The sequence below is a fragment of the Streptomyces sp. NPDC015131 genome (assembly GCF_043079975.1).
Classification (GTDB): domain Bacteria; phylum Actinomycetota; class Actinomycetes; order Streptomycetales; family Streptomycetaceae; genus Streptomyces.
The window spans coordinates 1-13,479 of sequence record NZ_JBIBVB010000006.1; the positions used below are offsets into that span (position 1 = coordinate 1).

13 protein-coding genes are annotated in these 13,479 nt (G+C 72.3%); 6 read left to right on the forward strand and 7 right to left on the reverse strand.

Annotated elements, in window-relative coordinates; genetic code table 11:
• The first annotated feature begins 151 nt into the window (after window positions 1–151).
• Window positions 152–1,051, forward strand: coding sequence for an aminoglycoside phosphotransferase family protein (locus ACF08D_RS23115; protein WP_392224755.1), 900 nt, complete (start codon window positions 152–154; stop codon window positions 1,049–1,051).
• Window positions 1,052–1,078: 27 nt separating this feature from the next.
• A complete protein-coding gene (locus ACF08D_RS23120) occupies window positions 1,079–1,669 on the forward strand; it encodes a GNAT family N-acetyltransferase (RefSeq protein WP_392224757.1) in 591 nt (196 codons plus the stop codon).
• Here ACF08D_RS23120 and ACF08D_RS23125 read toward each other — a convergent pair.
• The 7 genes from ACF08D_RS23125 to ACF08D_RS23155 all read right to left on the reverse strand — a co-directional run bounded on the left by ACF08D_RS23125 (window position 1,659) and on the right by ACF08D_RS23155 (window position 9,681).
• Window positions 1,659–3,242, reverse strand: coding sequence for a type IV secretory system conjugative DNA transfer family protein (locus ACF08D_RS23125; RefSeq protein ID WP_392224758.1), 1,584 nt, complete (start codon window positions 3,240–3,242; stop codon window positions 1,659–1,661). The genes ACF08D_RS23120 and ACF08D_RS23125 overlap by 11 nt on opposite strands.
• A gap of 1 nt (window position 3,243) precedes the next feature.
• Window positions 3,244–4,644, reverse strand: coding sequence for an ATP-binding protein (locus ACF08D_RS23130; RefSeq protein WP_392224760.1), 1,401 nt, complete (start codon window positions 4,642–4,644; stop codon window positions 3,244–3,246).
• A 15-nt stretch (window positions 4,645–4,659) separates the two neighbouring features.
• Complete coding sequence (locus ACF08D_RS23135; protein WP_392224762.1) at window positions 4,660–6,213, reverse strand: SCO6880 family protein; 1,554 nt, start codon at window positions 6,211–6,213, stop codon at window positions 4,660–4,662.
• The gene (locus tag ACF08D_RS23140) at window positions 6,210–7,592 is read right to left on the reverse strand and encodes a hypothetical protein (RefSeq protein ID WP_392224763.1); all 1,383 of its coding nucleotides are present in this window, start codon (window positions 7,590–7,592) and stop codon (window positions 6,210–6,212) included. Before ACF08D_RS23140 ends, ACF08D_RS23135 begins: the two co-directional genes overlap by 4 nt.
• Window positions 7,582–8,433, reverse strand: coding sequence for a hypothetical protein (locus ACF08D_RS23145; protein ID WP_392224765.1), 852 nt, complete (start codon window positions 8,431–8,433; stop codon window positions 7,582–7,584). The genes ACF08D_RS23140 and ACF08D_RS23145 overlap by 11 nt, the downstream gene beginning before the upstream one ends.
• A gap of 77 nt (window positions 8,434–8,510) precedes the next feature.
• Window positions 8,511–8,819: a hypothetical protein gene (locus ACF08D_RS23150; protein ID WP_017945892.1), complete on the reverse strand. Its 309-nt coding sequence runs from the start codon at window positions 8,817–8,819 to the stop codon at window positions 8,511–8,513.
• Between the two features lie 271 nt (window positions 8,820–9,090).
• On the reverse strand, window positions 9,091–9,681 hold the full coding sequence (locus tag ACF08D_RS23155; RefSeq protein WP_392224767.1) for a TetR/AcrR family transcriptional regulator: 591 nt from the start codon (window positions 9,679–9,681) through the stop codon (window positions 9,091–9,093).
• A gap of 108 nt (window positions 9,682–9,789) precedes the next feature.
• Between ACF08D_RS23155 and ACF08D_RS23160 the strand changes: the two genes are divergently transcribed.
• From ACF08D_RS23160 to ACF08D_RS23175, 4 genes are all read left to right on the forward strand, one after another.
• The gene (locus tag ACF08D_RS23160; RefSeq protein ID WP_392224769.1) at window positions 9,790–10,677 is read left to right on the forward strand and encodes an NAD(P)-dependent oxidoreductase; all 888 of its coding nucleotides are present in this window, start codon (window positions 9,790–9,792) and stop codon (window positions 10,675–10,677) included.
• Between the two features lie 49 nt (window positions 10,678–10,726).
• A complete protein-coding gene (locus tag ACF08D_RS23165; protein WP_392224771.1) occupies window positions 10,727–11,512 on the forward strand; it encodes an SAM-dependent methyltransferase in 786 nt (261 codons plus the stop codon).
• An 82-nt stretch (window positions 11,513–11,594) separates the two neighbouring features.
• Window positions 11,595–12,608, forward strand: coding sequence for an NlpC/P60 family protein (locus tag ACF08D_RS23170; protein WP_392224772.1), 1,014 nt, complete (start codon window positions 11,595–11,597; stop codon window positions 12,606–12,608).
• A 138-nt stretch (window positions 12,609–12,746) separates the two neighbouring features.
• Entirely contained in the window at window positions 12,747–13,475 is a 729-nt protein-coding gene (locus ACF08D_RS23175; RefSeq protein WP_392224774.1) for a phosphatase PAP2 family protein, read from the forward strand.
• The last annotated feature ends 4 nt before the right edge of the window (window positions 13,476–13,479 follow it).

Consider the following 13,479-nt stretch of genomic DNA (forward strand, 5'->3'; position numbering starts at 1 on the left):
GGTACTGCAGGGGGGACCCTGTGGGAGAGTAGGACGCCGCCGAACAATCATTGTGGGAAAGCCCCGCACCTTATGGTGCGGGGCTTTCCTGCGTTCAGGGCATGGTGGAAAGCGTTTGACCGACTTCCCGCTCGGGCGGTCGGATGTCGGCATGAGCAGAGCGATGGACGATGTCCTGGTGCGGCGGCTGGTGGCTCGGCAGTTTCCGGAGTGGGCCGGCTTGCCGGTGCGGCGGTTCCCGTCCGGGGGCACCGTGAACGACGTCTTCCGGCTGGGGGAGGACATGGTCGTCCGGCTGCCGTTCACGAACGGCGGGGCCGCCGATCTGGTCAGGGAGCGGGAGTGGCTGCCCCGGCTCGCGGGGGTGCTGCCGGCCGCGATACCCGAGGTGCTGGGGGTGGGCGTCCCGGACGCGGAGTTCCCCCGGGCGTGGTCGGTGTACCGCTGGCTGGAGGGCGACACCCCGGAAGCGGACGCGTTGGCCCAGCCCCTGCCATTGGCCGAGGACCTGGCGGAGTTCGTCGCCGCGATGGCCAAGGTCGACCTGCCGGGGGCGCCGGCGGCGTACCGGGGCGGTCCGTTGGCATCGCTGGACGCATCCACCCGGGCGGCGATCGAGCAACTGCGGGGCATCCCCGAGGAGGGCGTGGACTGCGACGCCGCCCTGGCCGTCTGGGAGGACGCGCTCGCGGGCCCGGGCTGGGACGGGCCGCCCGTGTGGCTGCACGCCGACCTGATGCCCGGCAACGTCCTGCTGGACGGACCCCGGCTGGGTGCCGTGATCGACTTCGGGTGCATGGGCGTGGGCGACCCGGCCTGTGACCTGTTCCCCGCCTGGAACTTGTTGCCGGCCGACGCGCGGGAGGTCTTCCGGGAGCGGCTCGGTGTGGACGACGCGACCTGGGTCCGGGGCCGGGCGCGCACGTTCTCCCAGGCGCTGATCTCACTCCCGTACCACCGGGGATCGAATCCGGCGATGGCGGGCAACGCCCGGCGGGTGATCCGGGCGGTTCTCGGCGAGGACGCCCGTCCTGGAATGCCATTGCCCTGAGCGGGCGGTGGAGGTGAGGATTCGGGGATGGACCATGTGATACGACCCGTCCGCGCCGAAGAGTGGCGCGAGGCCCGCGAGATCCGGCTCGCGGCGCTTCAGGACCCGGTGGCTCCGGTGGCGTTCCTCGACACGTACGAGGCGGCCGTCGCCCGGCCCGATGAGCACTGGCGGGAGCGGACCGCCGCGGCGGCGGTGGACGGCGGATCGGCCGTCCGGCAGTTCGTGGCCGAGGCTCCGGACGGGACGTGGGACGGGACGGTGACCGTGCTGGTGGAGCGGGCGGGGGAGCCCACCCGGTTCGGCTCGGTGCCCGAGGCGGACCAGACGCATGTCGTCGGGGTGTACGTACGCCCCCGGGGACGGGGCGCCGGGTTGGCGGACGCACTGCTCCGGGCGGCCGTGGAGTGGTCCTGGTCGCTCGACGGGCGGGCGGGCGAGGGCGGCGGCGCCGATGTGCGGCGCGTACGGCTCTATGTGCATGAGCGGAACGGGCGGGCCGAGGCGTTCTACCGCAAGGCCGGTTTCGTACCGACGGGGGAGAGTCTGCCCGTCGAGGGGGACGCGAGCGGGGCGGACGAGCTCGAGTTCGAGATCCGGCGGCCCGTCACGGGGTGAGCGGCCGGTCGGGCCAGCGGGCGCGGCCCTGTTCCGCCGAGCGGAGCAGGGCGTGCGCCGAGAGCCCGATGTCCTGACCGCGTGTCAGCAGCTCGGGCAGCGCCGGAAGGGGCGCGACGGCCGCGACGTCGTCGAGGACCAGCGTGAGTGGTGGGTCGAGCCGACCGTCGGATGACCGTGCGGCCATGCGGCGGCCGTGCTCGACCACGTCTGAGGCGAGCGCGGTCAGGAGGGGCATCGCGCCCGGGTGGGTCCTCGGGTCCTCGATCGGTTCACCCACCACATAAAGTGTGCCCCCTTCGGCGAGGAAAGATTCCAGCGCCAGCGAATCAGTTCGATTCGGGGTGCACGCCTCGCGGATGTGGACCGAGGAGAGCGACGCCAGCGCCCGTACGGTCAACTCCTGCGCCACCTGCCTGCGTTCCGGGTACGCGGTGAGGGCCGATTCCAGCAGGCCGGCGTGGCTGTTGATGGCTTTGGGGTGCGTACGGAGAAGGCGTACGGGTTCGTGGGCGCCGTTGTTCTGCGCCCACCGCTGGACCTGCTTGAAGGGGCGTCCGTCCACGGCCGCGGCGTGCAGCCAGCAGCGGAGGAGCGTTTCCGCGGTGTCGGCGACGGCGGCGTCCATGCGGGCGCGGGGGCGTACGGGCGCGAGGAGCGCGGTGGCGCGGGCGGCGGCCGTCCCGGTGTCCTCGCAGCCCTGGGTGGGCGACCAGTGGAGCCGGGCTGGCGTGTCGCAGAGGTGGCCGGGGTCGTAGACCAGGACGGGGCCGAGCTTGGTGCGGGCGTCCTTGGTGTCGGCCCACAGGGACGGGTCGGAGGTGACGACCAGGGCGGGGCCGGGCGCCTCGTCGAGCGCCCGGCGGGCGGCCGGGCGGCGGGTGGCGGCGTCGCCGTGGAGCAGCCGGGGGACGGGGGCTGTTTCGAAGGCGGGTGCGGGGGCTGTTGCGGGGGCCAGTCCGAGGGCCGCGGGCGGGGTCGCTGACGGCGTTGTTGTGGCTGCGGAGGCGGGTGTGACGGCGGCGGTGGGCGGGGCTGTGGGTGCGGGCACCGCGGCTGCCGGTACCGGGTCCGCCGGCGCCGGGGCGGTGGCGGCCTGCGGCGGCGCCGCGTACGGCTCCGTACCGCCCGCCCCACCCGGACGCGGCGCCGCGTACGGCTCCGTACCGCCCACCCCGCTCGTACGCTCCTGCTTCGCGGCCGCGCGGACCGCGCGCCACCGGGCCAGGGTGCCGAGGACGAACACCGCCAGCACCACCAGCACCATCAGCTCGCTGATGAGCAGGCCCCAGAAGAGGCCGTACCCGGAGAGCTGGGCGGGCGGTGTGGCCGGCCAGGCGCCCGCGAGGTCCTGCGGGTCGCCGACCAGGCTCCGTACCGCCAGCGGCGTCTGAGTGAACGTCACTCCGTCCGGCCAGGCGCCGTGGGCGAACAGCCCCGCCAGGCCGGTCGCCGTCCACACCAGCAGCGTCAGGCTCAGCAGGAGCCCCAGCAGCCCCAGCAGCAGCCCGTCCGGGATGCCGCGCTCCCCGGGGTGCCGGTCGCTGTGCCGATCCGTGTCGGGCCGGGCCATGTCAGGCGACCGTCGACTGGGACGACTCGTTCATCTGCCGCTCGATGAGCGCCGCGCGCTGCTCCGCCTCCCATTCGGCGGCCTGGATGTCGTCGGGCACGGAGGACTCGGTCATGGCCCGGTCGGTGTAGACGAGGGGCCGTTCCGCCTCGGTGACCAGGTGTTTCACCACCTGCACATTGCCGTTGACGTCCCACACCGCGATACCGGGGGTGAGCGTGGGGATGATCTCCACCGCCCAGCGCGGCAGCCCCAGCACCCGGCCGGTGGCTCGGGCCTCGTCGGCCTTCTGGGCGTAGATCGTCCGCGTGGACGCCATCTTGAGGATCGCCGCCGCCTCGCGCGCCGCCGCGCCGTCCACCACGTCGGAGAGGTGGTGGACGACCGCCACGAAGGACAGGCCGAGCCGCCGCCCGAACTTCAGCAGCCGCTGGAACAGCTGCGCCACGAACGGGCTGTTGATGATGTGCCACGCCTCCTCCACCAGGAAGATGCGCTTCTTGCGGTCCGGGCGGATCCAGGTGTGCTCCAGCCACACGCCGACGATGGCCATCAGGATCGGCATGGCGATGGAGTTGCGGTCGATGTGGGAGAGGTCGAAGACGATCAGCGGGGCGTCCAGGTCGATGCCGACCGTCGTCGGCCCGTCGAACATGCCCCGCAGGTCGCCGTCGACGAGCCGGTCGAGGACGAGGGCGACGTCCAGGCCCCAGGCCCGTACATCGTCTATGTCGACGTTCATCGCGGCGGCCGACTCCGGCTCCGGGTGGCGCAGCTGCTCCACGATGTCGGTGAGGACGGGCTGGCGGTCGGTGATGGTCTGGTGCACGTACGCGTGCGCGACCTTGAGGGCGAAGCCGGACCGCTCGTCCAGGCCGTGCCCCATCGCGACCTCGATGATCGTCCGGAGCAGCGCCAGCTGGCCGGTGGTGGTGATCGACGGGTCGAGCGGGTTGAGCCGGATGCCGTCGTCGAGGGCGGCCATCGGGTCCAGGCGGATGGGAGTTATCCCCAGCTCCTGGGCGATGAGGTTCCACTCGCCGACCCCGTCCTCGCCCTGGGCGTCGAGGACGACGACCTGGCGGTCGCGGAAGCGGAGCTGGCGCAGGACGTAGGTCTTCTCCAGCGCCGACTTGCCGTTGCCGGACTCGCCGAGGACCAGCCAGTGGGGGGCGGGGAGCTGCTGTCCGTAGAGCTGGAAGGGGTCGTAGATGTACCCCTTGCCGCTGTACACCTCGCGCCCGATGATCACGCCGGAGTCGCCGAGGCCGGGCGCGGCGGTCGGCAGGTAAACGGCCTGCGCCTGGCCGGTGGACGTACGGACGGGAAGCCGGGTCGTCTCGACCTTCCCGAAGAGGAAGGAGGTGAAGGCCTCGGTGAGGGCTGACAGCGGATCACGCATGAGAATCAGGCGCCCCTATCGGCGGATGCCGGTCGCGAACGGCAGGGTGTTCACAAAGGCCCGGTGGTGTTCGCGGTCGCACCACTCCAGCTTCAGGTACGACTTGCCGGCCGAGGCCCTGATCGTCCGCTTGTCCCGGGCCAGGGCTTCGGGGGTACGGGACGACACAGTGATGTACCCGACGAGGTTCACCCCCGCCGCTCCGCTGGCGAGATCTTCACCCCGCTGGTCGAGCCGGCCGTGGGCGGCGATGTCGCGGGGGTCGACGGTGCGGTTCATCTTGGCGGCGCGGCTGGCCTCCGCCTCGTCGTTGGTCTTCTCGGTCAGCATGCGCTCGATGGCGACCTCGGTGGGTTCCAGGTCCATGCAGACGGCGACGGTGCGGATGACGTCGGGGGTGTGGACGAGGAGGGGCGCGAGGAAGTTGACGCCGACGGGGGTCATCGGCCACTCCTTCACCCAGGCGGTGGCGTGGCACCAGGGGGCCCGGGTGGAGGACTCGCGGGTCTTGGCCTGGAGGTACGTCGGTTCGACGGCGTCCAGTTCGGCGGGCCAGGCGTTGCGCTTGGACATGGCCTGGATGTGATCGATGGGGTGGTCCGGGTCGTACATGGAGTGGACCAGGGACGCGAGGCGGGACTGGCCGAGCGGCTGGCGCACCCGGATGTCGGCCTCGGCGAGGCGGGCGCAGATGTCGGTGAGCTCGCGGGCCATGACGACCGCGAGGCCGGCGTCCTTGTCGAGCTTGCGCACGCCGGTGGCCTGGCGGGCGGCGCGGGCCATGGCGTGGGCCTCGGCGGCCAGTTCGCGGGTGTAGTGCATGCAGGCGACGAGGTACGCGCGGTGCTGTTCGCTGGACGTCGACACCATGGACTGGAGCTGGTCGTAGGAGTCGCGGAGCCAGCCGGGGGCGCCCGGGTCGCCGCGCTGGGCGACGTCCTTGGCGTGGGCGTCGGGGTCGGCGGGGAGGGTGCGGGCCAGCATCTGGAGGCGGGTGACGAAGCCGTCTCCGTTGGCGACGTGCTTGAGGAGGGTGCCGAAACGGTCCACCAGGGCTTCCTGGTCCTCGCTGTCGCGCAGGCCGACGCCGGGTCCCTCGATCTCGATGGCGGCGGTGACGGTGCGGCGGTCGGCGTGGAGGAGGACGGCGATCTCGTCCGGGCCGAAGGGCGCGGCGAGCCAGCTGATGCGGCCGATGCCGGGCGGCGGGCCCACCTCGACCTCGCGGCCGTCGATGGCGGTGCCGGCCTCCATGGCGCCGGAGCGGTAGGCGGTGCCCTGCCGGAGGGTGCGCTTGAAGCTGCGGTTGATCTCGAACCACTTGTAGAAGGTGCGGCCCTTGTACGGGACGTACACGGCGGCGAGCGCGAGCATGGGGAAGCCCATGAGGGACACGATCCGCAGGGACAGGACGGGGACCAGCAGCCCGCTCATCATGCCGAGGAACGCGCCGGCGATGATCAGCGCGATCTCGCCGGTCTCGCGGTTCTTGCCGACGATCGCGTTCGGCCGGGCGCGGCCGATGAGATACGTGCGGCGGGGCGTGATCGGTTGGGACTGGGTCGTCAACGCCCTCCACCTCCTGTGCTTCCGGTGCTGCCTGTGCCTGTGCTGCTCTTACGGTGGGTGTGCGGCGTGCCGCTGGTGCCGGGGCTGCGGGGCGGTGGGGCGGCCGTGGGTACGGGCGCGGCGCCGCCGGAGGCTCCGGGGGCGGCGGTGGGCCGGTTGCGGGCGCTGTGGGCGGCGACGCCGCCGGAGACGGCGTTCGCAGGCCGGGCGTCGCCGCCGCCGCTGCCGCCGCGCTGGTGGCCGCGGCTGCTGTGGGTCTTGATGCCCTGGGAGACGAGGGCGGCGGGCGAGGAGATGACGGCGGCGGCCTGGGAGCCGTCGGTGGCCTGCTTGCGGTTGGTGCGGGCGGCGGCGATCTCGTCGCCGAAGCCGGGGACGAAGCGGTAGATCATCGCGGAGGCGAAGATGGCCAGCAGGATGATGGCGAGGCCGGAGACGACGGCGGAGAGGGCGCCGGGGCCGTCGTCGGAGGAGAGCGCGCCTGCGAGGCCGAGGACGATGACGATGACGGGCTTCACCAGGATGACCGCGATCATGATGCCGGCCCAGCGGCGGACGTGGCCCCACATGTTCTTGTCGACGAGCCCGGCGTAGACGACGGTGCCGAGGAGGGCGCCGACGTAGAGCAGGGCGGCCCGGATGACCAGCTCCAGCCAGAGGACGCCGGCGGCGAGGATCGACACGAGGGAGACGACGATCAGCATGATCGGCCCGCCGCCGATGCCCTCGCCCTTCTTGAGGGCCTCGGCGAACGTCCCGAAGAAGGCGTCCGTCTGCCCGCCGCCGCTGCCCGCGATCACCTCGGTGATGCCGTCGGTGGCGGAGACGACGGTGTAGAGGATGAGGGGGGTGAAGGCGGAGGCGAGGACGGTGAGCCAGAGGAACCCGATGGCCTCCGACACGGCGGTCGACAGCGGTACGCCCCGGATGGCGCGCTTGGCGACGGCCAGGAGCCACAGGACGAGGGTCAGGACGGTGGAGGCGGCGAAGACGACGGCGTACTGCTGGAGGAACCGGGCGTTGGTGAAGTCCACCTCGGCGGTGCTCTCGACGGCCTCGCTGAGCTTGCCGACGATCCACGCGGCGGCGTCGGCGCACCCGCGCGCGAGGGACGCGAGGGGGTCGAGGGCGGTGGTGGGGTCGGCGGGGTTGGTGGGCGCGGAGCGGGCGCCTGACCCGTTGGCCGCCTTCTCGCCGTCCTCGCAGTAGTCCCTGGCCAGGCCGACGATCAGGTCGCAGGGGTTGTTGCTGGTGCTCGGTGAGGGTGCCGGGGGCGAGGGGGTCGGTGCCGCCGCGGCACGGCTCGCGAGCAGGAGCAGTGCCGCGTGTGCGGCGGTGAGGACCGCGAGGACGGATCGTGTCCGACGGCTACCGGGCATAGGTGAAGCCTCCGTATCCGGCCACGGCACTCGCGATCTCGTCTGCGGTGGAGGCCCGGTTGTCGCCGTTGACGGGTGTCGGCCCCTCCCGCTGGCTCGACGATTCGACCTTCCAGTCGTCGCCGATGTACTTCAGCTTCTGGGTGAGGGTGAACCAGGTCTCGGTCACCGGCTTGGTGGACCCCTCTCCGGCGAGTCCCACCAGCCCGGTGCACCAGACCTCCACGGTCGCGGTGTCACCGCTCGACTCGATCACCTTCGTGCCGACGGGCACCGTGCGGGACACGAAGGTGAGCCCCTCCGGGGTCGAGCCGTCCTCGTTCAGGCCCACGTTCTTCAGGAAGGCCGGTGAGTAGGCGGCGTCGATCTGGCTCAGCAGGCCGTCGACGACGGCGGGGTCATGGACCGCACGTACGATCTCGTGGCGCCGCGCCGTGTTGAACATGCCGTCCGAGCCGAGCGCCACCGCGTAGTTCGCCGCCGCGCTCTGGGCGCCCTGTTCGTCCTTCGAGTAGCCCGTGGGGATCGTGCCGTTCTTGCCGGCGACCGGTTTGATGCCCGTCGCGGCCGTGGGGGCGGCGTCGCGGGCGGGGGCGGCGTCCGCGGCGGGGCCGTCCTCGGTGCCGCCGCCCCGGTTGGCGAAGGCGATGGCGGCGATCAGCAGGACCACCACGCCCACCACGGTGATCAGCGACCGTGAGTTGCGGGGCGGGCGGCGGGCGCCGCCGTAGACGCCGCCGTAGCCGTCGCCGGAGGCGCTGTCGGGCAGGCGGGTACGGGTCTGCCCCGTACCGCCGCCTCCCGCGCCGCTGGCGCCGTCGTGCTCGTCGCCGAGGCTCATGACGGGTACGCCCCCTCAACCGGTTGCTGATCTGGATGGTGACTGGACATCAGGTGACGCGCCCGCAGGTGGTCCGGTTACACGGCCATTCCGTAGACGATGGTGAACAGCGTTCCCAGTGATCCGATGATGAAGACGCCGGTCAGGCCGGCCACGATCAGGCCCTTGCCCTGTTCGGCGCTGAACGTGTCCCGGAGTGCGGTCGCGCCGATGCGCTGCTTGGCCGCTCCCCAGATCGCGATGCCGAGGCAGAGCAGGATGGCCACGGCCATCACCACCTCGATCATCACGCGGGCTTCGTTCCCCAGGCTCCCGAAGGGCCCCCAGTTGGGGGCGATTCCGCCAATGATGGTGGTGATGTCGCCTTTTTCGGCCGCCAGGTACATGTAACTCACCGCCCCTGTTGGGTAGTTCGACGCCCCTGCCCCATGGCACGGGTCACCGCACTATCTTCGCTGATGAAACCGCCCGTGTGCGCCGACTTGGCTGGTCTCTTTACCCGATCCCCGCACCTTTGACCGATCCGGCCGTCCTGACCTGCGAAGGCGGTGGGCCGAAGGAGTACGGGTACGCGTATCGTCACTCTGTGTATCACGGGGGGTGACTCCGGGCAATGACTGTCGTTGGTGCACTCTTGGGGCGGTAACGGACACCCCGTCAGAGGTACGTGGACACCAGGCGCGCGAGCTGGCGGCCCGCCTGGAGCAGGGGCTCCTCGCTGCGGGTGACCTGGGCCGTCACCTCGGCGCCCTCCAGGGTGCTGACGACCGTGCCGGCGACCTCGCGGGCGGCCGTCCGGTCGAGTCCGGCGCGCAGCAGCCGGGTGGCGACCAGGTCCTGCCAGCCGCGCAGGGCGTCCGCGCACGCCTGCTGGATCTCGGAGTCGGTGCCCAGGGTCTCCAGGGCGGCGGCCGTGACGGGGCAGCCGTCGGTCCATCCGGAGGCGCGCAGCGCGGTGGCGAGCCGGCGGGCGCACTCCTCGACGGCCGCGGCCGGGGCGTCGGCGCTGTCCAGCGCCTCGCGCAGCAGGGCGGCGAACTCCTCGTCGCCGTGCTTGATGGCGGCGACGGCAACGGCTTCCTTCCCGCCGGGGAAGAAGTGGTAGACGGAGCCCAGGGTGGCGCCGGCCTCCGTGGCGATCTGCTTGATGCCCGTGCCGACGTAGCCCTGCCGCTGGACGAGGCGGGCGGCGGCGACGACGATCCGCTCGCGCGTGCCGGGGGCGCTGCCGGGGGTGCTGGTCTGCATGGCGCCGATCCTACTGAGCGACTGAGTAGAGCGTTCGTTCTAGTGCTGTGCTACGGTCGGGCCCGTGCTCTGGATAGAGCGTTCGTTCTAGACCGCCAGGAGAGATCCATGCCCAGCACTCCCGCTCCCGCTCCCGTCACCGTCATCGGCCTGGGCCCCATGGGCCGGGCCATGGCGGGCGCCTACCTCGACCGCGGCCACCCCGTCACCGTCTGGAACCGCACCCCGTCCCGCGCTGACGGACTCGTCGGGCGCGGCGCCCGCCTGGCCGCCACCGTCGAGGAGGCCCTGACCGCCTCGGAGGTGGTCGTGCTGAGCCTCACCGACCACGACGCGATGTACGCCGTACTGGAGCGGGCGGACCCCGCCGCCCTCGCCGGCCGGGTCGTGGTGAACCTGGGGTCCGACACCCCCGAGCGCACCCGCGAGGCCGCCGCCTGGCTCGCCGAGCGGGGCGCCGTCCAGCTCACCGGCGGCGTGCTGACCCCGCCCGGGGGCATCGGCGACCCCGGGTCGACCACCCTCTACAGCGGCCCGCGCGAGGTGTTCGACGCCCACCGGGTGACCCTGGAGGTCCTGACCGCCGCCGACCACCGGGGCGAGGACCCGGGCACGGCCGCGCTGCTCTACCAGCTCAACATGACCCTGTTCTGGACCGCCCTGACGGCCTATTGGCAGGCCCTCGCCCTGGCCGGCGCGCACGGCCTCAAGGCCGCCGACATCCTGCCCCTGGCCACCGGCGCCCTGGACCTCAGCCAGTTCCTGGACTTCTACTCGCCCCGCGTCGACGCCGGCGACCACACGGGGGACGTCGACCGGCTCGCCATGGGCGCGGCGAGCGTGGCCCATGTGCTGCACACCAACGCCGACGCGGGCGTGGACACCACCCTGCCCGCCGCCCTGCTGGAGATCTTCGAGCGCGGTGTCGCCGCCGGTCACGGCGGTGACAGCAGCTCCAGCCTCGTCGAGGTCCTGTCCGCGACATCGGGTCGTTGAATCCTTAAGAAGCCCTGCGCGCGGGGCGGTTGTTTCCTACGTTGGTGCCGTGACCGACAGCGAAGCGAGAATCGACACCAGCCGGCCCCACACGGCCCGCATCTGGAACTACTGGACCGGCGGCAAGGACAACTACCCGGTCGACCGGGAGGCCGGCGACCGCATCCGGGAGCTGCACCCCGGCATCGGGGACTACGCCAGGGCCGACCGGCTCTTCCTGGGGCGGGCGGTGCGCCACCTGGCCGCCGAGGAGGGCATCCGCCAGTTCCTGGACATCGGCACCGGCCTGCCGAGCGCCGACAACACCCACGAGGTCGCCCAGCGCGTCGCCCCGGACGCGCGCGTGGTGTACGTCGACAACGACCCGCTCGTCCTGGCCCACGCGCGCGCCCTGCTCGTCGGCACCCCCGAGGGGCGCACCGACTACCTGGACGCCGACCTGCGGGACGTCGACACCGTCCTGGAGGCGGCGTCCAAGACCCTGGACCTCGACCGCCCGGTCGCGCTGATGCTGCTCGGCGTCGTCATCTTCGTCGAGGACGACGCCGAGTCGTACGCCGTGGTCCGCCGCCTCATGGACGCTCTGGCGCCCGGCAGCCACCTGGTGCTCTCCCACACCGTCGTCCACCCCTCGATGCCGGACGTGGACGAGGCGGTCGCCTTCTGGAACGAGCACGGCACGCCGAGGCTCACCCAGCGCAGCCCCGAGGCCATCGCCCGCTACTTCGACGGCCTCGACCTCCTCGAACCGGGGGTCGTCCCCTGCTCCCAGTGGCGTCCGGAGGCCCCCGCCGACCCGGTCGCGATGTACGCGGGGGTCGCGCGCAAGCCATAGCCGCCGCTTCCCCCCTCGTTGACGGACCCGCCACCTACACTGACGCTCGGTGGACTGCCATGGCGTATAGGGGTGGTTGACGGTGCGTAAGGCGTGGGTGGTCGTCGGGGTGTCCCTCGGGGCGTGCCTGAGCTTCGTCGCGCTGCTCGTCGTCGGTACGTACTCCGCCGCCGCCGGGCTGCTCGGCGGGGCCCAGGGCGCCGCCAGGGGGCTGGTGGGGCTGGCCAAGGGCGCCGTGCCCGCCGCGTACCAGCCGCTCGTCCAGCGGTGGGGGAACCTGTGCCCCGCCATCAACCCCGCCCTGCTCGCCGCCCAGCTCTACCAGGAGAGCGGCTGGAACCCCCGGGCGGTCAGCCCCGCCGACGCGCGCGGGATCGCGCAGTTCATCCCGGGCACCTGGGCCGCCCACGGGATCGACGGCGACAAGGACGGAGACCGGGACATCTGGGACCCGGCCGACGCCATTCCGTCGGCGGCCTCGTACGACTGCGAGTTGGCCGGATACGTGCGCAAGGTGCCCGGCGACCCGACCAACAACATGCTCGCCGCCTACAACGCCGGCGCGTACCGGGTGATAAAGGCCGGCGGCGTCCCGGGGATCAGCGAGACGCGGAACTACGTCCGGATCATCCGCTCCCTGGAGAAGAGCTTCGCCCGCCCCGTGGGGCGCGTGGAGCCGTCCCGGCAGGCCGCCGGGGCGATCTACTTCGCGCAGAAGAAGCTCGGCACGCCCTATCTGTGGGGCGGCAACGGCACACCGGAGCAGCAGGGCCGGTTCGACTGCTCGGGGCTGACGCAGGCCGCGTACCGGACGGTGGGCATCGAGCTGCCGCGCGTCGCCAACGACCAGTACAACGCCGGTCCGCACCCCTCGCGCGACGAACTGCTCCCGGGGGACCTGGTGTTCTTCTCCGACGACCTGACCGACTCGCGGGCCATCCGGCACGTCGGGCTGTACGTGGGGGGCGGCTATATGATCAACGCTCCGTACACCGGGGCCGTGATCCGGTTCGACAAGATCGACACGCCCGACTACTTCGGCGCCACCCGGGTAACCGAGGATGGCGCGAAAGCGCTCCCCACGGCACGGCCCTGAGCTGCGCGTACGTATCACTCTTCGATAACGTCGTCGTGATCGTTCCGTGGAGAGTGGAACGTACCCCTCCTGCGGGTCGTTCCCTGGACCGACGATGGCGACAGTGACCGGGTGACACAAGGCAAGGGGCCGCGGCAGATGGCTGGACTCGCATCGGACGGTTCGAACCCCGATGTCGGCCTGCTCTACGACATCAACGGCCTGGCGAAGGACGCCCCTTCGTGGTTCGACCGCGTGATGGCGTTCACCGGTGAGTACGGGCTCATGCTCGCCATGGTGCTGCTCGTGCTCTGGTGCTGGACGAGCGTGCGCCGCCGCGGTGCGCCGGAGGACTCCGTCGCCGCCGTCGCCGGCCTGGTGTGGGCGCCGCTCGCCGCCGGGATCGCCCTCCTGGTAAACATCCCGATCCGCGGATTCGTCGAGCGGCCGAGGCCGTTCCACGACCACCCGGGGCTGGAGGTGCTGGTGGCCGGGAAGACCGACTTCTCGTTCGTCAGCGACCACGCCACCATGGCGATGGCGATCGGGGTGGGCGTCTTCGTCGCCGACCGCCGCTTCGGCATCGCGGCCATCGGCCTCGCCCTCGTGGAGGGCTTCTGCCGCGTCTACATGGGCGTGCACTACCCGACCGACGTGGTCGGCGGGCTCGCGCTCGGTACGGCGGTGGCGCTGCTCCTCGCGCCGGTCGCCCTCGCGCTGCTGACCCCGCTGGTGTCGGCGGTCGCCCGCGCCCCGCGCGCCGGCCGGCTCGTACGGTCGCGCCGGGCACCCGTGCGCGAGCGGCACGAGACCCTGGACCTCCCCGAGGCCCAGTTCGGCCCGGGCTCCGCCGCGACGGGCGCCGGCGAGAACGACCTGGCCGCCTGAGGAA

Excerpts from the sequence above, each read along its gene's own strand:
- ACF08D_RS23125 (WP_392224758.1), bottom strand. The coding sequence starts at position 3,242 with ATGGCCCGGCCCGACACGGATCGGCACAGCGACCGGCACCCCGGGGAG.
- ACF08D_RS23120 (WP_392224757.1), top strand. The coding sequence starts at position 1,079 with ATGGACCATGTGATACGACCCGTCCGCGCCGAAGAGTGGCGCGAGGCC.
- ACF08D_RS23130 (WP_392224760.1), bottom strand. The coding sequence starts at position 4,644 with ATGCGTGATCCGCTGTCAGCCCTCACCGAGGCCTTCACCTCCTTCCTC.
- ACF08D_RS23155 (WP_392224767.1), bottom strand. The coding sequence starts at position 9,681 with ATGCAGACCAGCACCCCCGGCAGCGCCCCCGGCACGCGCGAGCGGATC.
- ACF08D_RS23175 (WP_392224774.1), top strand. The coding sequence starts at position 12,747 with ATGGCTGGACTCGCATCGGACGGTTCGAACCCCGATGTCGGCCTGCTC.
- ACF08D_RS23150 (WP_017945892.1), bottom strand. The coding sequence starts at position 8,819 with ATGTACCTGGCGGCCGAAAAAGGCGACATCACCACCATCATTGGCGGA.
- ACF08D_RS23160 (WP_392224769.1), top strand. The coding sequence starts at position 9,790 with ATGCCCAGCACTCCCGCTCCCGCTCCCGTCACCGTCATCGGCCTGGGC.
- ACF08D_RS23115 (WP_392224755.1), top strand. The coding sequence starts at position 152 with ATGAGCAGAGCGATGGACGATGTCCTGGTGCGGCGGCTGGTGGCTCGG.
- ACF08D_RS23140 (WP_392224763.1), bottom strand. The coding sequence starts at position 7,592 with ATGCCCGGTAGCCGTCGGACACGATCCGTCCTCGCGGTCCTCACCGCC.
- ACF08D_RS23145 (WP_392224765.1), bottom strand. The coding sequence starts at position 8,433 with ATGAGCCTCGGCGACGAGCACGACGGCGCCAGCGGCGCGGGAGGCGGC.